The organism is Streptomyces sp. NPDC088745 (assembly GCF_044751045.1).
GTDB classification, from domain to species: domain Bacteria; phylum Actinomycetota; class Actinomycetes; order Streptomycetales; family Streptomycetaceae; genus Streptomyces; species Streptomyces cremeus.
This window is the reverse complement of record NZ_JBIVLB010000018.1, coordinates 68,428-84,752: the sequence shown is the minus strand read 5'-3', so window position 1 is coordinate 84,752 and position 16,325 is coordinate 68,428. Positions and strand designations below refer to the sequence as shown.

Below are 16,325 nucleotides of genomic sequence, written 5' to 3'. Positions count from 1 at the left end.
GTGGCCTCGGCGGTGGTCCCCTTCATGCCGCGGCCTCGGGCTGGAGGGATGCTGTGAGGCGGGCCAGGGCCCGCGAGCGGCGGCGCTGCCAGGCGCCGGCCGTGGTTTCGGCGCGGGCGGCGGCCTCGACGTCCGGGATGCCGCCGCTGATGTGGTGCCAGGCCAGTGCCTGCGCGTCCGCCGTCGACAGCGCGCCGTCGCGCATCGCGTCGAGGAGGAGCTCCAGGAGCTCCAGCCGGGCCGGGGCGGTCGCGGCATCGTCGGCCGGTCCGGCGTGGAGGCCGGCTTCCGTGGCGGCCGCGCGCACGGTGCGGGCGCGGGCGATCTCGTAGGGGCCGGGTGACCGGTCGGCGAGCTGCTCCGCGGCCGCGAGGTCCTCCCCCGCCGGCCCCTGCTCGGCGGCGAGCTCGGCCAGGACCCGGCGCAGGGTGTCGAGGGTGAGGTTGGCGGCGGGCCGTCCGGGGCGGAGGTGGATGCGGCCGGCGCGGGCCACCTCGTAGAGGGCGGCCACGGTCACGTGACCGACCGCGTCGCGAGTGCGGCCGCCGGTCGCGTGGATCTGTCCGCGGGTGATGCGGATGACGGCGGGGAGCATCGCCTGGACGATGACGCGACCGGCGAGTACCGCCGATCGGTCACGGCCGGCAGCGAGCTGGAGGAGGACCCTCAGGACGGCATCGGTCAGTTCATCGGTCACGCCGCCGGCCGTCGGGCGGAGCGCGGCCAGGAGCTGCTCGGGCGTCAGGGAGCCGGACCAGGAATCGGTCACGGCGGCGATGCCGTCGGTCAGGTGGCCATCGGTCACCCAGTCGGTCACCGCCTGGCGCACGGCGGGGTCCGCGCACAGCGCGGCCCAGTCGGCGTCCAGCCGGTCGAAGTACCCGCCGCCGTCGGCGGGGTGCGAAGCGTCGTGCACGGCACGTCTCCTTTCGGATCTCGTGCCGTACACACTCCTCAGACCGGCTTGCCCGAAGGCTTGCCCGCAACCCTAAAAGCGCAGATGGGAGGCTTGCCCTCTAGCTGGGCAAGCCTCCCGTGACCGATTGGGCAAGCCTGGTGGGGGCTGGGCAAGCCTCCTCGTGACCGGTCCATGCAACTGCGGGCAAGCCTCCCTGGGTGGTGGGCAAGCCCTGGAATTCCAGAGTGGAGGCTCGCCCAGGGGCGGGCGCGAGGACACTGCGGGCGGGCGCCCGGCGGCCGCGGATCGGTCATGACCGGTGACCGATGGGGTCTCGATCGGTCACCGGTCGCCGGGCCCGGGATCGGTCACGGGCGGGGCCGGGCATCGGTCACGGGTTCGGCCGCGGGCGGGTTCGTCCATCGGTCACGGCGCCGGTCGCGCGACCGGTCACGTGCCTATCAGTCACAGCGGGGCGGCTGCGCGGGCTGGCCGGGAGCGGTGGCCGGTGACCGGTCACCGCTCCCGACCTGGAATCGGTCAGCTGCTGCCGACGGAGCGGAGGTGCGCCCGGCTCTGCTGCCGGCGCTGTCCCTCCAAGTGCTTCTGGGCATCGAGCACACGGCGCTGGCCCGTCTTGGGTGAGACCCCCAGGCGCCGGGCAGCCTCAGCTCCAGACAGCTTCTTCCCGGCCTCCTGGGCCTCCATCAGCCAGTAGGCCACCAGCTCGACCTCACGCTGAATCGGGTCTGCTTCGGTCGGCACCTCGTCGGCCTGCTGGCGAGGCACCCGGGCGGTCGCTTCACCGGACGCGGTCACCTCGGCTACCCAGTCCTGGCCCTCCGTCACGGTCGGCGCCGCGAGCACGGGCTGCTCGAAGGAACGGCCCGCGGGTACGGCCGGGCCTGCGTCGGCCACCGAGGCCGTCGGCGCGGGGACCGCTCCGGCGGGCAGTCGTACGGGCTCGGCCGACGGTTGCGTCAGGCTGTGGATGCCGTGCGCCGGAGCCGCAGCCGCCGGCGCGTCGGTCATCGGCTCCTCGGCCGCCGGTACGGGAGCTGGGAGCGCGGCCGCTTCTGCCGCTGCGGCCCGGAGCTCAGCGAGCACCGGTTCCATCAGGGCATCGGACAGAAGGCCATCGGTGTCCTGGTCGGTCAGGCCGTAGTCCCGTGCGAGGAACGCCGCGAACTGCTCCGCAGACGGAACCGCGCCGTACTGCCCCATGAAGTCCCGTCCGGCTAGTACCAGGTCGACGAGGACAGGTTCGGGCGCCGTGTCCCAGGCATCCGGAGCGGCATCCTCGACGTCGGCCGGAGATTCCGCTTCCGGGACGGGGATTTCCTCAACGGGTGGCTGGGCGGCCGGGGGCAGCTCGGGCGCATCTGCCGATGTCACCAACTCCGGCTCAGCAGCCGGCACGGGCGAGGGCGTGGTCTCGGGGCGCGAGAGCAGGACCGGGCTCAGGCCGGCTGCAGTCAGTCCGGCGGCTGCGGTCTGCGCGAGCGGGACGCCGATCTTCGCGAGGCGCAGCGGCATCAGCGACTCGACCGGCGCCTTGCGCTTCCAGGAGCGCCCGAACCGGGCCTGGAGGCGGGCCTGGTAGATCAGCCGGTCCTGCTCCAGCTTGATGACCTGCTCGTAACTCCGCAGCTCCCACAGCTTCATCCGCCGCCACAGCCGGAACGTCGGCAACGGCGACAGCAGCCAGCGCGTCAGCTGCACGCCCTCCATGTGCTTGTCGGCGGTGATGTCCGCGATCCGGCCCACCGCGTGGCGGGCCGCCTCGACCGACACCACGAACAGCACCGGAATGACCGCGTGCATGCCGACACCCAGCGGGTCCGGCCACGACGCCGCGCCGTTGAACGCGATCGTCGCCGCCGTCAGCAGCCACGCGGTCTGCCGCAGCAGCGGGAACGGAATCCGCATCCAGGTCAGCAGCAGGTCCAGCGCGAGCAGCACGCAGATGCCCGCGTCGATCCCGATCGGGAAGACCAGGGAGAAGTTCCCGAAGCCCTTCTCCTCGGCGAGCTCGCGCACCGCCGCGTACGAACCGGCGAAACCGATCCCCGCGATGATCACCGCGCCGGCGACCACCACACCGATCAGAATCCGGTGGGTACCGGTCAGCTGCGGGGCACTCACTGATTTCTCCTCATCTGTATACGGTTCGGGGTACTGCCGTCTCAAAGATCCATTCACCCTGTCATGGGGTGCGCCCCCATCCCCGGGGATGGGGATGAGGGCGCAGTCGCTATCGGTTTCGACTACTGGGTCAGCAGCTTGGCCAGGGTGTGCCGGTCCTCGGCGGACATGTGCTCACGCAGCAGGCTGTTGAGCGCTTGCGGGTTGTGCCAGGGCAGCCGCAGAGTTCCGCTGTCCTCCCCCGTCCGGGGAGTCTGCTCGTGGGGCGGCGTAGCTTGCCCGCCGGGCGCGGGGGGTGAAGTGATAACTGAGTTATCAGCCGTCGCTCGGGGGCTTTCCGCAACGACCTCCGGCTCGCGGGCGGTAACTGAGCTGTCGGCCGGAGGGTGTTCGGCGGGCGGCGGCTCGGCGGGCGGGGCGATAACTGAGTTATCAGTGCGCTGCCGGGGCCGGGCTGCTGCCTTGCGCTGCTCCTTCTTCCGCCGCTCCGCTTCGATGCGCTGCGCGACTGCGGTTCGCTGTTGCTCGTGGTCGAGCTTGGAGAGCCCGCGAACCTGGTTCACCTGGACGGAGCCGGCGGTCAGGTCGGCCTGCAAGTCGGGGGCGAGCGCGAGCAGGGAGAGCTTCTGCGAGATGTTCGCCTGGGTCATGCCGAGACGCTTGGCCGCCTGGTGCTGGGAGCCGTAGAAGGCTACGAGCTTCTGCAAGGCATGGGCGTCGTCGATCTCATTGAGCGGCTCGCGCTGGGCATTGGCGATATAGGCCGCCTCCAGCATCGCGGTGTCCGTGGAGGCGAAGTCGTCATTGAGGGTGACCTTTATGGTCGCCAGCTGCGCTTCGTGCGCGCCCGCCAGCCGCCTGTGGCCGTCGACGACGACGTACTGCGCCCCGTCGGCCAGCTCGCTCTCGCGCCCTGACCGGTCCTTGAGCCAGGCCTCAACCGTCGCAACGGTGATCGCCTGGACTTGACCGATCTCCAGGAAGCTGGCCGCAAGATCGCTGACGTCGCCTACGTCTTCACGAGGGTTGTCCGGGTTGTGGCTGATCGCGCTGAGGGGGAGTTCGACCGGCGGTCCCTCGGCGGCGGTTCCCATCAGCGCGTCGACGAGCTGCCCGCGGCCGCTGGTTGCGCGGTTCACCGCGCCGAATGATGCCGAGGCCCCGACACGGTCGGCGGCGCTGGAACGGTTGCTCACAGCAGCTCCTTCGCGATGGTGCGCATGACCTGGGACTGTTCGCAGTCCGGCGCGTACGCCAGGAGAGGTTGCTTGCGCCGCACGGCTTCGCGTTGTTCCTTAAGTCGGCCGATGGTGGCGAGCACGCGAGGCTCCTTGAGCTGCTTCCATGCCTCCAGCGAGGAGGTGACGACGTAGCCGTCTCGGGAGTCGTACATGTTGACGACCAGGCCGAGGTAGTCGACAGCGATGCGCCAGTCGAGTTTCCCCGATTCGATTTGCTCGATGAGCATTTCGTAGGCGTCGGCGGAAGAATCTTCGGCGAGGACCGGCACGATCACTCCGGATCGGCCCTCTTCTTCGCCCTCCCGGCGTCGTGCGAGGTAGATCGCCGCGTCCATTTCGACACCGAGACTGGGCGGTGAGTCGATGACGAAGGCGTCGTAGTCCTCTTCCAACGGCTCCAGGGCGAGTTCGAGGGTGCCCTGCCGGTTACGGGAGGGCGCGATCATGATGCCCAGCAGGAACGCGTCGGCACAGGCGGGAAGCACGTCGAGGCGTCCTCCGAACCGGGGGTCCTCCACCGTGGTGATCAGATTCTTGATCTCCTCCGGTGGGAGGCGGAAGCCGGGGGCCATGAACTTGGCGAGACTCGGCTCGTCTCGGTGGATCTTCGGCAGGCCCAGTTGCTTTGTCAGGTGTCCCTGCGGGTCGTAGTCAACAAGGAGGACCCGTTTGCCCGGCCCGCCGTTCTCCGGGGATTCCGCGAGAGCCTGGGCGAGACCTGCCGCCACCGCAGTCTTGCCGACGCCGCCCTTTTGGTTGCATACGACAATCCGCTGCACCATCCGGTTCGGAAGAGCGGCGTTCGGTGTCGGAAAGACGCGGGGGGAGGGGTGCGCGGACAGCCACGTGGACACCGACTGTGAGAGTCCCTGGACGAACGGGATGCCTCGGGACTTGCAGGTTTCCTTGAGCAAGTCCCATTGCCCGGGCGGCAGGTAGGTGGAGAAGTTTTCAGCGCCGGCGGTGTCGATGATTTCAGGCTCATCGTTTGCGGTGCGCCATCTGTTGACGCCCTCGCTGACAGCGTCCTGGATGTCGATGCCGAGTTCGGCTGTCCGGACCTTCAGGTCCTGGCGGAGCCAGAGCGGCAGTTTGGAGACTACCTTCTCTCTGTCACCGGAGGGGATTGGAGTGACCATGGGGGAAGCATACTAACTTCGCGCCGAGTTCGGCCTTGGCGCGCCGAACCGTGGGTGGCAAGTCCGTCTTCTGCAGTTCACAGCCCCGGGGCCCGTCCGGCGATCCTTCCGTGAACCCCGACGGGGCCACCAGCCGGTGCGCTAGCCGACCATGATCGTCATCGGCACCAACTGCTGCACCAACTCCCCGCGAGGTCGTATGGGTAACTACCCGAAGAGGTGACCACTTTCCTGCCGGAAGGAACGCCCCTGCCCCGCCCCGCCTCTACACCCTGCTCTCGACCACCGGACCCGACGGCTACCCCGTCCAGCACGTCAGCGCCCAGCCGCCAGGCACGTACACCGCCTTCCTCGTGGACGGCCGCTCGCGGTGCGCTGGATAAGGTCAGCGCACTTGTTCGATGTCCCTGGGAGATTTCATGCTCAAGTCCTCGCTGCGCCGTGCAGCCGTCGCGGCCGTGACGCTGTCCGTGCTCACCGTTTCCTGCGGCGCCGACGCCAAGCCCGACCGTCCGCAGGCCGCCGCGTCCCACGCCGGCGCGCAGGGCGCTGCCACCCCGTCCGAGACGTCCGGGAAGGACGGACCTTCCGACCCTGACGACTCGTCCGACGAGTCGTCGGGATCCTCCGGTACGGCGACTCCCGCCCCCGAGGCCGTTCGAGACGCCTTCGCCGGGCTTCAGGCGACCCTCGACGACTCGTGCGCAGACCCGGGCAACTGCTCGTACGTCCTCAGCCGCACCTACGAGGAACTGCACGGCCTGGACGAGGCCATGAAGGCGGACCCGAAGGGCCCCGGCCACTTCCCCGAGCCGCTCGCCTGGATCAGGAAGCTCGACGCGAAGCTGGGTGGCGACCTCGGATTCGAGAACCTCAAGAAGAACCAGAAGCTGCTGATCAGTACCCGCGACAGGATCAACACCTGGATGCAGGGACACCCGGACGACTACCGCTGACCCCCGTCCCCACGAAGCCGGCCGGATCGCTCCCGCCACGCGTACCCGACTCCCCACTCTTCGACGGCTCGTACATCGCCGACCCGGCGGAGTGCCTGTAGCAACCGGCGGGCCGGGGCGGCAGTCCCGGTCCGTCACCCACACGAGTGCAGAATTCTTGCCATTTTCCCCGGAGGCTAGACGGGCCCGATTCGGCCCGTCAGTCTGGCCATGTAGAACAAGCAGAACCCGGCAAGAATGCACCGGAAGGACTCATGAAGATCACCATCGAGGGCGCATCGGAGCAGTTCGCCGAGAAACTCCTCGCGCTCGTCGCCGAGCACCGCGCCGAACTGACCGTCACCGCCGACACCGACTGGACCGCCGAGCGGGCCGAGCGCTACCTGCGGGCCCTGACCGGCGGCGCCCGGCACTTCGCCCGCCTCGTCGTCGCCGGCGGCGGCCGCGCCGACGCCAACCAGTTGCGAGAGGAGTTCGACCGGGGGCTGCGCGGCCCCACCGTCGCCCTGTCCCGCGCCATGCCACGCGGCGTCCGGGAAGGCTGGTGGCCCGAGGGGACCCCAGCCCCGATCCGCGTCGAGTACGACCCGGAGAACCCCAGCTGGCAGCGCGCCGTCGCCTACACCATGGACGCCGCCAACGTGCCCCTCTTCCGGGAGGCGCTGCGCCGCGTCGACAAGCCTCCGAGGATCACCATCGACCCTTCGCCCCAGCCCGAGTGGCAGCTCGCCTTCGAGTCCGACAGCAGCCACGGCCCCGCCTGGGTGCTGCGTTACGGCGTGGGCGGTGCCGCCGAAGAGGCCCACGCGACCACCGCGTTCAGATACGACGACCGGGAGCAAGCGCAGGGCTGGGCCACCGGTTACCTCAACGACTTCCACGACGAAATCGTCCGCCTCTGGGCCCCCAACTCCACCTGGCCCTTCACGGCGGCTCCCACCCGCTGGACGGCCGTCCTCGACGACACCGACGGAGAAGGAGAGACCCCGTGACCGACCTCGACCCCACCCACCAGGAACCTACGGGCTCCGCCGCCCTGCCGCCCGGCGCGCTCCTGGTCGCTGTCGGTCCCGCCGCCTCGGGCAAGTCGACGTTCGCGGATACCGCGCCCGTCGACGTGGTGGTGTGCCTCGACGTCCTGCGAGGCGAGCTCGGCGGGGGGCCGGGCGACCAGACGGCGACCCCGGCTGCCGTCGCCCGTCAGGACTCTCTGCTGGAGCAGTACCTGAGCGCCGGGACATCGGTGTTCGTGGACTCCACGAACCTGGAGGAGCGTGTGCGGGCCGGGCTTGTCGAGCGGGCCCGCCGGCACAAGCGCCCCGCCGTCGCCCTGCGCTTCTTGACCGACCTCGACACCTGCCGGGCCCGTAACGAGCTCCGCCCGGCTGATCGGTGCGTGCCGGAAGACACCTTGCGCTGGCAGCACCGCACGGCCCTCGCGGTCACCCCGGAAGTCCTCTACGCGGAAGGCTTCACCGCGGTCTACACGATCCGCCATCTCCCCGAGGTCCGCTTCGCCGTCCTCACCACCTCCGACCGGCGGCATGCCTTCTACTGGGCGGCCCCCGCCGAGTCCTTCGACCAGCTGCTCACCGTCTGGAACCGGGAGGAGGACATCACCGCCGCGCCGTTCGAGTTCACCGACCCCGAACTCGTCGCCGAGACGCAGGCATGGATCGCCCGTACGCGGCAGGAAAGCGGACGCCTCTCGACCGTGATGGTCGGCTCGGTCGAAGACGGCCGGTGGGTCAACTGGAACCTTGACAGCCCCCGGCCGCCGGTCCCCGCGTCCTGAAATCGATCTCCAAGAAGGGAAGAACGACCATGGGAATGTACGAAGAGGAACTTGCTGCTGGGAAACGGGCCCGCCACGGGGTATGGGGCTGCACCTGCGGTACCGACAACCCGCGGCACTACGACGCGTGCACCGGATGCCAGCGGCCGTCCTGGACGTGTGCGGCCTGCGGCACCGTCAACCCGCAGCGTTCGACGTGCACCGAGTGCGGCGGGGAGACCCCCGCCGAACTCCTCGGCGACGAGGGCGAGCCGACGTACGCGGAGTGGTGCGCCCTCCAGGTCGGCCCCCGCCGCGTCGGCGGCACCTACGAGGCCGGGTACGACGGCAGCCGGTACGAGGTCCTCGGCATCGAGCACGGGCCGCGCCCGCTCGGCCAGTGGCCGACGTGGGACATCACGGTCCGCGGGACCGACGGGCGGGTGCGCACGCACTGCACCGGCTGGGACCCGCGCCGGGACCGCATCATCGCCCAACCGCTGCCGACCGGCGACCGTTCCGTCGACGGGGAGCCGCAGTGACCGCCACCCCCGACTTCGCGACCAGCGCTGAAGAAGCCAAGTTCTGGGTGGAGATGGGCATGGGCGAGATGGATGACGCCCATGCCCGTGCACTGATGACCGAGGTACGTAACGAGATCACATGGGGCCTGGTCAAGCTGCTGCGCGCCCACGGCCACGAAGCCGCCGCGCAGCTCCTCGACAACACGCTCCCGCCGCCGCCCGACTAGGCATCGGCCGACGTACGACGCAGCGCCGGGTCCCGGAGACAGTCTCAGTGTCTCCGGGACCCGGCTGCCACGTACGCTACCGGGCTGCCTCACCAGATGACTCGACGGCCCTCACGGAGCCTTCGGCGCCCGTGACCAGCCATACACCGACAGACCCACCCGGAAGTAGCGCTCGATGACTGGAATTTGGCTGGCTCTCCCCACGCGGGCGGGGACCCGTTGTAGCGTCGACGGCCTCCATGAGCAGGAGGTATGGAGGTCGCTGTCCGGCCTGCCGTGCAGCACACAACGGCCGCCGGGAGGCTTTCGACGGCGGCGTTCGTGAACCATCCCATTTCCTATGCCCCACCCCATAGACAAGAAGCTATGGGGTGGGGCATAGTGATGTGTGTCGGGGAGCACAGACCCCGCCGAACCCGAGGGGGACACGATGACCGCACTCACCGCCACCGCCGCCGCGACCGAGGCCCACGTCACCGTCGCCACCATCCGTGCCTGGTGCCGCAACGGCGTCGTCGCCGCCACCAAGACGGCCGGCCGCTGGGTCATCGACACCGTCTCCCTCGCCCGTCGCCTGGAGATCGGCGCCCGCCGCCGGGCCCGCAATATCACCTGCGTCCAGCCCAACGTCGAGAACATGCCGGCCAATCGAAGGGGTTCCAACGCCATGTGGGACGACACCATGCGGGAACACCACGCCTCCCTGATGGCCGGTGAGTACTACCGGTACGACGACTCGGAGGGTGATGCCTACGAGATCATCCGGAAGTACGGGCGCTGGGACGACCCGGAGAACTGCACGGACGAAGACCTCAAGCGAAGGTTCGGGAAGAACTGGCTGCCGGTGGTGACCGTCATCCGCCAGGCGGCCGCCCTCACCCGGGAGCAGGCGGAGAGGATGGCCACCCCTGCCCCCATGGCCGAGCACGAGCTGGACTGGTACATCGAGAAGGTGGAGGAGGCAACCGGACGGGACCTCGACACCGACCCCTTGTGGGATGTCGTCGGGGAAGCGGGCGACGAAGCCACGGACCCCATGTGGACAAAGGGTGACACCTACTGGCAGAACCGCATGGCCTATCTGGCTGTGCTCATGGCGGCCACGCTGGGGGACGAGATCCCCGAAAAGCTGCACTCCCAGATGACGGAGACCTGGAACGCCGCGTTCTGAACTCGCGGCCATTCGTACCGTCCGCTACGGCTATGGCGAGTCCCGCGTCGCCACCCGCCAGGAGATGTGGGAGGCCGTCGTCACCGGCATCCGCACCGGCCCTCGCAACCCTCTGAACCCTCAACCCCGCAAGGAGCCCACCATGATCACCACCGGATACGGCAGCTGGTACAACCACACCGGGAGCAACCTCAGCCCCGAGGGCGACATCGCCGACTACATGAACGGCGGCGGCTCCGACTGGTGCGAGCGCATGGATGAGGCGGGCGCGACCAAGGCCATCGCGGACGACTACCGTGCCGCCGTCGACGCCGCCCTCCCCGAGGGGATCTACCTGAGCGGTGACGAGTTCCTCGGCCTCCACCAGACCGACCCGAACTACACCGACGAGATCGCCGAGTTCGACATCAAGGCCGCGATCGAAGACATCGACCTGGAGCCGATCGTGCGGAAGCACGACATCGACGCCTGACCTACATCCCACCACGCGGGGCCGCCCCTCACCGGCAGCCCCGCACACCCCTGCCCAGGAAGGCATTCCCGCTGATGACCTCCGACCACGACAGCCTCCGCACCCACTTCCTCGCCGCCGTGAGAGCTGCCGACCTCCGCGCCGAAGAGGCACGCTCCGGGGTGGAGCTGGCCGCCGACGAGCGCGCACACGCCATCCTCGCGGCCGTCGAAGCACTGCCCCGCGGAGAGGGCCGCCCTCGCGTGGCGGAGTGGCTGGGACGCAACGTCCTGCAGGTCGACGTCGCGCTGCGCCGGGCCCGGCAGGGAAGCCCCGCGCGCACCCTGCCCGTGGGCGCCATGGACCGCATCCTCGACGACCTGCGCGCCTCACTTCCCCCGCTGCCCGCCACCCACTGGCAGGCTGTGGCCCACGTCGTGCGCGGCACCGTCATCGACAGCACGTGGCTGCACGACCCGGCCGGCCTCCTCGCCGACGACATCGCCGAGGCGGGCGACGACCTCGGCGGCATCGACACCACGGCACTGGCCAAGGCGGTACGGGGCTGGTCGGCGGGGCAGACGCTGGCCGTCATCGACGCCTGCCAGCAGGGCAGCCTCGCCGAACTGCCCACACAGGGATGAGACGCACGGGGACACTGCGTGCAGAAGCAATCACAACCACCAAGGGGGAATCCGTGAAGGGCAAGGAAGCAGCGCAAGCGGCCGCGCGTCGCCAGCGCCAGGCAGAGGCGGAAGCCGAACGGCTACGTGACGAGCTGGCCAGGCTGCACGAGCAGCACGCAGCAGAGACCGCAAGCCTGCAGGAACAGATCGACCAGCTCACCCGGACACACATCGCGGAGGCCGGCAAGCTGGCCGGCCAGGCTGTTCTCGCCGCACAGCAGGAGGCAGCGAACGCCCGGCGCGAGGCGGGGACTTCCCAGGAGGAGGCGGAGCAGGTTCGCGCGGTGCTCGACGCGCTTGTTCGCAGTGCCTGCCAGTACCTGTCGATGAGCCAGGGCATGCAGCCCCTGGCCGCGCTCGTAGCCGTCCTCGTATGGATGACCGGGAAGCCGTCCAACGAGATCACGAATCTGGAAGAAACCGCATCGCGGCTGTCGCTGCCTCAGGACGGCTGGGCCTTTCGCCTCCTGCGTAGTCGGCGCAGTTGGCTGCGTCAACTGCGGGGCCCAGGGCAAAGCTGGGCGAACGTGATGAGCCTGGAGGAGGCGGAGCGGGACTACGCCGACGAACTGCTCCACCCCGACTACGACCCGGCCTGGTATGCACCCACTCCCAGCCCCTCCCGCCCCGCGTCGCACGCGGCCAATGTCTACCTGCGGAAGGGATGAACCGTGCGCCACGAAACAGCCCGCCTGTCACCTGTCTGTAAGCAGGGGAACATCGAGGCCCTTCCGGCGGAGTCCCGGTGAGCCTTCGCCCCAGCGGCCTGCCCAAGGCGCGCGCCCAGCTTCTGCGGCACCTGGAAGACCCTGCGTCAGCGCTGCGGAGCACGACCAGCGAGGCGCAACGGCCCGGCCTTGAAGTAGCGACCACGCACGTGCGGGCGGCCGACCTGTACTGGGTGACCAAGGACATGGCCGCGCTCGCCGTGTCCGCCGGCGGTCAGCTCGCCGCGGCGCGGTGGGCGACCGCGGACCGGCCGTCCGCGTGCGGGCTGATCTACTTCGACGGCGGCATCGGCATGCTCGACGCGCAAGGTGTGGAGATGCCTGTGGACGCCATGACGTGGGGGCCGAGCAGCTCAGGCTGCGAGGTCGGCTTCTACATGGACCGCCGCCGCGTGGACGAACGTCTGCGCAGTACCGGCATGACGTTGGTCAAGGAGGACGTGCCGCCGCTGGTGCCGATGGTGTCCTTCGCCGCCCCGGTCACCACCGAGCCGCACCCGATGGCGGAACTCGACGACGAACCCGCCGTACTGTTCGGCGCGTTGGCGGCGGCGTGGCTGCTGATGCAGCAGCCCCAGCTCGTCGACCGCACCCGCGAACGCGCGGACGGGCCCACCCGGCGCGCCCACGCCCGCCAGAACCTGCCGTCACCGGATATCACGGTGGTGGACCTGCGCCGCCAGTACACCCCGCAGGACCGCGACCCGGACGCCGGCGGTGACGGGCGCACGTACCGGCACCGGTGGGTGGTGTCCGGGCACTGGCGGAACCAGGCTTACGGGCCTGGGCAGTCCCTGCGCCGCAAGACGTATGTACCCGCCTATGTGAAGGGTCCTGACGGGGCGCCGCTGCTGTCGACGGAGAAGGTCAACGTGTGGCGGCGCTGACTGGGCGGAGCGGTCATCGCCAGGTGCCGCGCAGTGCCGCGGCGGAGAACCCGGGCCCGAATGCTGCCATGACCCCCCGTCGACCCGTCGGCGGGGGGCTTTTCGTGTGTGCGGCGCAGGACCGGCGCCGGTCTGCCCCGAGATGATGATCGGCTGGTACGGGAGGTGATGCCCGATCACCAACCGTGATCATTCACCGTCCAAGATCCACTTTCGACACACAGCCTAGAGGGGCTTGAAGGCGATACCGGCGAAGGCGGCGGCCTCCTCGGGCGGACGGCGGCGGAACTTGCTGCTGGGGTGCCAGTGGTGCGGGGCGGTCAGTCCCGGGCCGAGGTGAACGAGGCCCCCGAACAGGGCGGCGATCTCGTCCCTGCTGCGGGGGTAGATGTCGAGCAGGTGATTGGCGTAGGCCTTCACGACGGCGTCGACGGTGCCGGGGTGCCAGTGACCGGTGAAGTGGGTGCACGACAGAAGGCTGCCCGGTGGCATCCACTCCCGCAGAACCCGGAGGGATCGGCTGACGGCGTCGCTCTCGATCCACGGCAGCACGTCATGGAGTCCTACGGCGACTGGCTGGCTCAGGTCGATTACCTCGCGCACTTCCGGCGATGTCAGGAAGGCGTTCATGGCCCTCACGTCGGCCCGCACCACGCGCTCGCGGGGACTCTGCTCCAGAGCGGTACGAGCGTGCGCGAGGACGCACCAGTCGTGATCGGCGTAGACCACGCGGTAGTCGCCCTCCGCGAGCTCGTGGGTGTTCTGGCCGTGCCGGACGGGGTAGCCGCATCCCAGGTCGAGGAACTGGCGGATGCCGCGGGCTGCTGCGACGCCGACGGACCGTTCGGCGAACTCGCGGTTGATGAGGGCGGCCGTCCGTGCCCACGGGGCGACCTGGGTGATGGCGTGCGCGGCAACACGGTCCGGCCTCATGTTCCAGACATCGCCGAGCAGCCAGTTGTAAAGACGCGACGAATTCGCCCTCTCAAGCCAAAGTCTCTGCTGGTCGTGACTTCCTGCGCCCGTCGGGCCGTTCACGTAGCGGCGTCGGTCTTTTGGGCGGGCGCGAGCCGGCGCTGCACCACCAGGACGTCGGTAAGGGTCCGTACGTGTCCGGCCAGGGCCTCGGCGTACTTGAAGGCGGCATCGTGGTGGCGCCGGATCGCGCTTCTGTCCGCCTGCCTGCTCTCGAACTCCCTTGCCGCGGTGCTCCATCGCTCGATGAGGATGCTCCCGCCGTGGGCGGCCTGGTGGTACCGGCCGCGGAGCTTTCCGTGAGGGGCCCCGTCGATCTCCGCCAGCATGGCCGTGAAAGTCGTCTCCAGGTCCGCGATGGCCCGGAAGAGGACGTCACGGTCGGGGAAGTACCGCAGGCCCAGGATCGACTGGTACAGGGCCCGGGTCGCCACCAGGTCGATAGGCTCCGTCTGCGGGTCTGCGGTGGTCGTGGGCTTCAGGGAGGTCACCGGGATACTCCTTGGTCGTAGGGGTTTCGGACGTGCCCGGAGGGAAGACGTCAGCCTCGCTGGCGGCCTGATCGTCTCGGCCGGCGGTGCACGGGTTCGCGAGAATCACGCGGAGATGGCGAGAAATACCACGGCGAGGACGAGGAGCGTCAGGGACACGGCGTACGTCACCGCCATCCACCGGAGGGACGGATACCGGGCCCAGAGATGCCGGCACGCGGCCAGCCCGGTACGCCCGTCCGCTGCCAGCCGGAGGCCGAAGAACCGGACCTCCAGCGATACGTACTGCACCGGGCCGTGTTCAGTGCCGGTGGGCTCGGGTTCTTCCACGTCTACCTCGCAAGTTCCATGACAGCGCCCGGCCGGGGGCGGGGCGTATCGGCATTCCGAATTCCGAAGGCGAGTGCGACGAGTAGCCCAAGGACGATCAGGGTGAAGAGCACCTGCCGGGCGCGCTCGTTCATGTCGCTCCTTTCGTCTGTTCCACGTCGGCCCAGACCTGTTTGCGGTTGGACATCGAGCGCACTCCCCAGCTCTCCGCCAGTTCCGCGACGATGCCCAGGCCGCGGCCCCGCTCGTCGTCCGGTGAGGCGGCGACTGCCCTGGGGAAGCGCGCGGCGTCGAAGTCCACGACCGCCAGCCGGACCCTGCACCGCCGGGTGCGGGTGACCGTCACCCGGATCAATCGGCCTCGGGCGTGCCGGACGGCGTTCGCCACGAGCTCGGACATGATGTGCGCCGCGGAGTCGCGCAGACCGGGCAGGTGCCACGCGTCGAGCGCGGACCGCACCAGGTACCGGGCCGTTGCCGCCGACTCCGGCACGCGCTCCAGCGTCGCGGAGTAGGCGGGGGTGCACACGCAGGGGTATCGCGTCGGGCCCTCGGCATCCTTCGTGCACCCGCAGCCGGGGCCAGGACCGCCCTTCACCCAGTCACCCATGGAACACCGCCAAGTACCGGTAATGGAAAAGGAGTTGGGATACGGCACCCGGTGACACGAGGCAGCCCGGTGAATCCATCGGCACAGACCAGAACACCCGCGTCTCATCCGCACGGGTCAGACCAGGGCGCGGCACGCCGAGGATCGAGCCCTTCCCCAGGCACGGCGCGTCCCTGTCCTGCCAGTAGCGCGAGGCACTGACCGGCACCAGGACGTAGTACCAACGGGCGGCCCGGTCGCAGATGACCGGCCCGCCGACCAGCGCGCCCTCCAGGTAGACGTCGATGACCTCCTGGTCGGTGCTGTTCGCGCACAGCTCCACAATGTCGGCACTGAGGCGCACCGCCGCGAACAGACCCCCGCAGGGGAGCGCCAGAACGGGCCACCGCTTCCACCGCAGCACTTCGCGCTCGGCATCGGGTGAGGCCGCCAGGAGCCAGTGCGCGGCGGCGAGCCGCCGCTCTCGCCCGGTCGTGACCTGTGCGCTCACAGCCGCGCCTCCAGGTTTTCCGTACCGGCGTACGCCCTCAGCAGGTGCTGGCCCACGAAGGCCCCGTGCAGGAGGTCCACCGGGGCCGACGTCTCGTCCACCCACGGGCGGGTGTCCCACCGCATTCCGTGGGCGGGCGGGACGGCGATCCACCGTTCAGGCCCGGAGCGCACCCGCCCCGGAAGCCCTTCGCGCAGTGCGTACTGGCCGGTGGCCGGCTGGACGAGGAGGATGGCGGTGTTCCCGGCGAGGAGGCAGGGCACGGGCGCGATGCTCTCCAGGGTGGCCATCGCGGCCATGCCCACCGGGCGCCGCACGGCGACGGCGTCGAACTGCTGCGTCCAGGCCAGCAGAGCCGCGCCCGGCGACTCCTTCAGGTCCTGCTCCAACTGGGCCTCGTCGCGGGAGGGCGGCGTGCACGGCAGCGGGTGGGCGCCAGGGGTGGGGCAATTCGCTTCCCCGCAGGTGCAGCCCTGCCGGGGCCGGTACCTGTGCCCGACGGACAGGGGCCAGTTCAGGATGGTGGAGTAGGCGCGCACCGCGTCGCCCGGTTGTCGAGTATCGATCGGCCTCATTGCCGCGACTCCTCAGTGATCACGCAT

20 protein-coding genes are annotated in these 16,325 nt (G+C 69.8%); 10 read left to right on the top strand and 10 right to left on the bottom strand.

The annotated features are described in order from the left end of the window. Window positions 1-22 precede the first annotated feature (22 nt). The 4 genes from ACIP93_RS32950 to ACIP93_RS32935 all read right to left on the bottom strand — a co-directional run bounded on the left by ACIP93_RS32950 (window position 23) and on the right by ACIP93_RS32935 (window position 5,423). The gene (locus ACIP93_RS32950; RefSeq protein ID WP_401764990.1) at window positions 23-916 is read right to left on the bottom strand and encodes a hypothetical protein; all 894 of its coding nucleotides are present in this window, start codon (window positions 914-916) and stop codon (window positions 23-25) included. A 522-nt stretch (window positions 917-1,438) separates the two neighbouring features. Further along, complete coding sequence (locus ACIP93_RS32945; RefSeq protein WP_401764988.1) at window positions 1,439-3,043, bottom strand: DUF2637 domain-containing protein; 1,605 nt, start codon at window positions 3,041-3,043, stop codon at window positions 1,439-1,441. Between the two features lie 122 nt (window positions 3,044-3,165). Next, window positions 3,166-4,239 (bottom strand): ParB/RepB/Spo0J family partition protein, encoded by a 1,074-nt coding sequence (locus ACIP93_RS32940; protein WP_401764986.1) that lies wholly within the window; start codon window positions 4,237-4,239, stop codon window positions 3,166-3,168. Then, the gene (locus ACIP93_RS32935; RefSeq protein WP_401764984.1) at window positions 4,236-5,423 is read right to left on the bottom strand and encodes a ParA family protein; all 1,188 of its coding nucleotides are present in this window, start codon (window positions 5,421-5,423) and stop codon (window positions 4,236-4,238) included. Before ACIP93_RS32935 ends, ACIP93_RS32940 begins: the two co-directional genes overlap by 4 nt. A 401-nt stretch (window positions 5,424-5,824) precedes the next feature. On the opposite strand from ACIP93_RS32935, the gene ACIP93_RS32930 reads away from it, so the two are divergent. From ACIP93_RS32930 to ACIP93_RS32885, 10 genes are all read left to right on the top strand, one after another. Then, a complete protein-coding gene (locus tag ACIP93_RS32930; RefSeq protein WP_401764981.1) occupies window positions 5,825-6,379 on the top strand; it encodes a hypothetical protein in 555 nt (184 codons plus the stop codon). Window positions 6,380-6,633: 254 nt separating this feature from the next. Continuing rightward, window positions 6,634-7,371, top strand: a complete 738-nt coding sequence (locus ACIP93_RS32925) for a hypothetical protein (protein WP_401764980.1) — start codon at window positions 6,634-6,636, stop codon at window positions 7,369-7,371. Beyond that, on the top strand, window positions 7,368-8,174 hold the full coding sequence (locus ACIP93_RS32920) for an AAA family ATPase (RefSeq protein WP_401764979.1): 807 nt from the start codon (window positions 7,368-7,370) through the stop codon (window positions 8,172-8,174). Before ACIP93_RS32925 ends, ACIP93_RS32920 begins: the two co-directional genes overlap by 4 nt. 29 nt (window positions 8,175-8,203) lie before the next feature. Next, on the top strand, window positions 8,204-8,695 hold the full coding sequence (locus tag ACIP93_RS32915) for a hypothetical protein (protein ID WP_401764976.1): 492 nt from the start codon (window positions 8,204-8,206) through the stop codon (window positions 8,693-8,695). Further along, window positions 8,692-8,904: a hypothetical protein gene (locus ACIP93_RS32910; RefSeq protein WP_401764974.1), complete on the top strand. Its 213-nt coding sequence runs from the start codon at window positions 8,692-8,694 to the stop codon at window positions 8,902-8,904. The genes ACIP93_RS32915 and ACIP93_RS32910 overlap by 4 nt, the downstream gene beginning before the upstream one ends. 430 nt (window positions 8,905-9,334) lie before the next feature. After that, complete coding sequence (locus ACIP93_RS32905; protein ID WP_401764973.1) at window positions 9,335-10,075, top strand: hypothetical protein; 741 nt, start codon at window positions 9,335-9,337, stop codon at window positions 10,073-10,075. A 142-nt stretch (window positions 10,076-10,217) separates the two neighbouring features. Further along, window positions 10,218-10,547, top strand: coding sequence for a hypothetical protein (locus tag ACIP93_RS32900; protein ID WP_401764970.1), 330 nt, complete (start codon window positions 10,218-10,220; stop codon window positions 10,545-10,547). A 74-nt stretch (window positions 10,548-10,621) separates the two neighbouring features. Continuing rightward, window positions 10,622-11,170 carry a hypothetical protein gene (locus tag ACIP93_RS32895; RefSeq protein ID WP_401764967.1) on the top strand — a complete coding sequence of 183 codons (549 nt, stop codon included), beginning with the start codon at window positions 10,622-10,624 and terminating at the stop codon, window positions 11,168-11,170. 53 nt (window positions 11,171-11,223) lie between these two features. Continuing rightward, window positions 11,224-11,880, top strand: a complete 657-nt coding sequence (locus ACIP93_RS32890; RefSeq protein WP_401764964.1) for a hypothetical protein — start codon at window positions 11,224-11,226, stop codon at window positions 11,878-11,880. Window positions 11,881-11,957: 77 nt separating this feature from the next. Beyond that, complete coding sequence (locus tag ACIP93_RS32885; RefSeq protein ID WP_401764961.1) at window positions 11,958-12,827, top strand: hypothetical protein; 870 nt, start codon at window positions 11,958-11,960, stop codon at window positions 12,825-12,827. A 225-nt stretch (window positions 12,828-13,052) separates the two neighbouring features. Here ACIP93_RS32885 and ACIP93_RS32880 read toward each other — a convergent pair whose 3' ends face one another. From ACIP93_RS32880 to ACIP93_RS32855, 6 genes are all read right to left on the bottom strand, one after another. Then, entirely contained in the window at window positions 13,053-13,865 is an 813-nt protein-coding gene (locus tag ACIP93_RS32880; RefSeq protein ID WP_401764958.1) for an SAM-dependent methyltransferase, read from the bottom strand. Continuing rightward, window positions 13,862-14,293 carry a hypothetical protein gene (locus ACIP93_RS32875; RefSeq protein WP_401764956.1) on the bottom strand — a complete coding sequence of 144 codons (432 nt, stop codon included), beginning with the start codon at window positions 14,291-14,293 and terminating at the stop codon, window positions 13,862-13,864. The genes ACIP93_RS32880 and ACIP93_RS32875 overlap by 4 nt, the downstream gene beginning before the upstream one ends. Window positions 14,294-14,398: 105 nt before the next feature. Further along, window positions 14,399-14,623 carry a hypothetical protein gene (locus ACIP93_RS32870; protein WP_401764953.1) on the bottom strand — a complete coding sequence of 75 codons (225 nt, stop codon included), beginning with the start codon at window positions 14,621-14,623 and terminating at the stop codon, window positions 14,399-14,401. A 130-nt stretch (window positions 14,624-14,753) separates the two neighbouring features. Next, window positions 14,754-15,152, bottom strand: coding sequence for an ATP-binding protein (locus ACIP93_RS32865; protein WP_401764950.1), 399 nt, complete (start codon window positions 15,150-15,152; stop codon window positions 14,754-14,756). A 73-nt stretch (window positions 15,153-15,225) separates the two neighbouring features. Next, window positions 15,226-15,723 (bottom strand): hypothetical protein, encoded by a 498-nt coding sequence (locus tag ACIP93_RS32860; protein WP_401764947.1) that lies wholly within the window; start codon window positions 15,721-15,723, stop codon window positions 15,226-15,228. Next, complete coding sequence (locus tag ACIP93_RS32855; protein ID WP_401764944.1) at window positions 15,720-16,298, bottom strand: hypothetical protein; 579 nt, start codon at window positions 16,296-16,298, stop codon at window positions 15,720-15,722. Before ACIP93_RS32855 ends, ACIP93_RS32860 begins: the two co-directional genes overlap by 4 nt. Between the last annotated feature and the right edge of the window lie 27 nt (window positions 16,299-16,325).

Bases quoted from the DNA above. Each gene is read 5' to 3' on its own strand.
- ACIP93_RS32935 (WP_401764984.1), bottom strand. From the start codon at position 5,423: ATGGTCACTCCAATCCCCTCCGGTGACAGAGAGAAGGTAGTCTCCAAA.
- ACIP93_RS32930 (WP_401764981.1), top strand. From the start codon at position 5,825: ATGTCCCTGGGAGATTTCATGCTCAAGTCCTCGCTGCGCCGTGCAGCC.
- ACIP93_RS32925 (WP_401764980.1), top strand. From the start codon at position 6,634: ATGAAGATCACCATCGAGGGCGCATCGGAGCAGTTCGCCGAGAAACTC.
- ACIP93_RS32915 (WP_401764976.1), top strand. From the start codon at position 8,204: ATGGGAATGTACGAAGAGGAACTTGCTGCTGGGAAACGGGCCCGCCAC.
- ACIP93_RS32905 (WP_401764973.1), top strand. From the start codon at position 9,335: ATGACCGCACTCACCGCCACCGCCGCCGCGACCGAGGCCCACGTCACC.
- ACIP93_RS32900 (WP_401764970.1), top strand. From the start codon at position 10,218: ATGATCACCACCGGATACGGCAGCTGGTACAACCACACCGGGAGCAAC.
- ACIP93_RS32895 (WP_401764967.1), top strand. From the start codon at position 10,622: ATGACCTCCGACCACGACAGCCTCCGCACCCACTTCCTCGCCGCCGTG.
- ACIP93_RS32855 (WP_401764944.1), bottom strand. From the start codon at position 16,298: ATGAGGCCGATCGATACTCGACAACCGGGCGACGCGGTGCGCGCCTAC.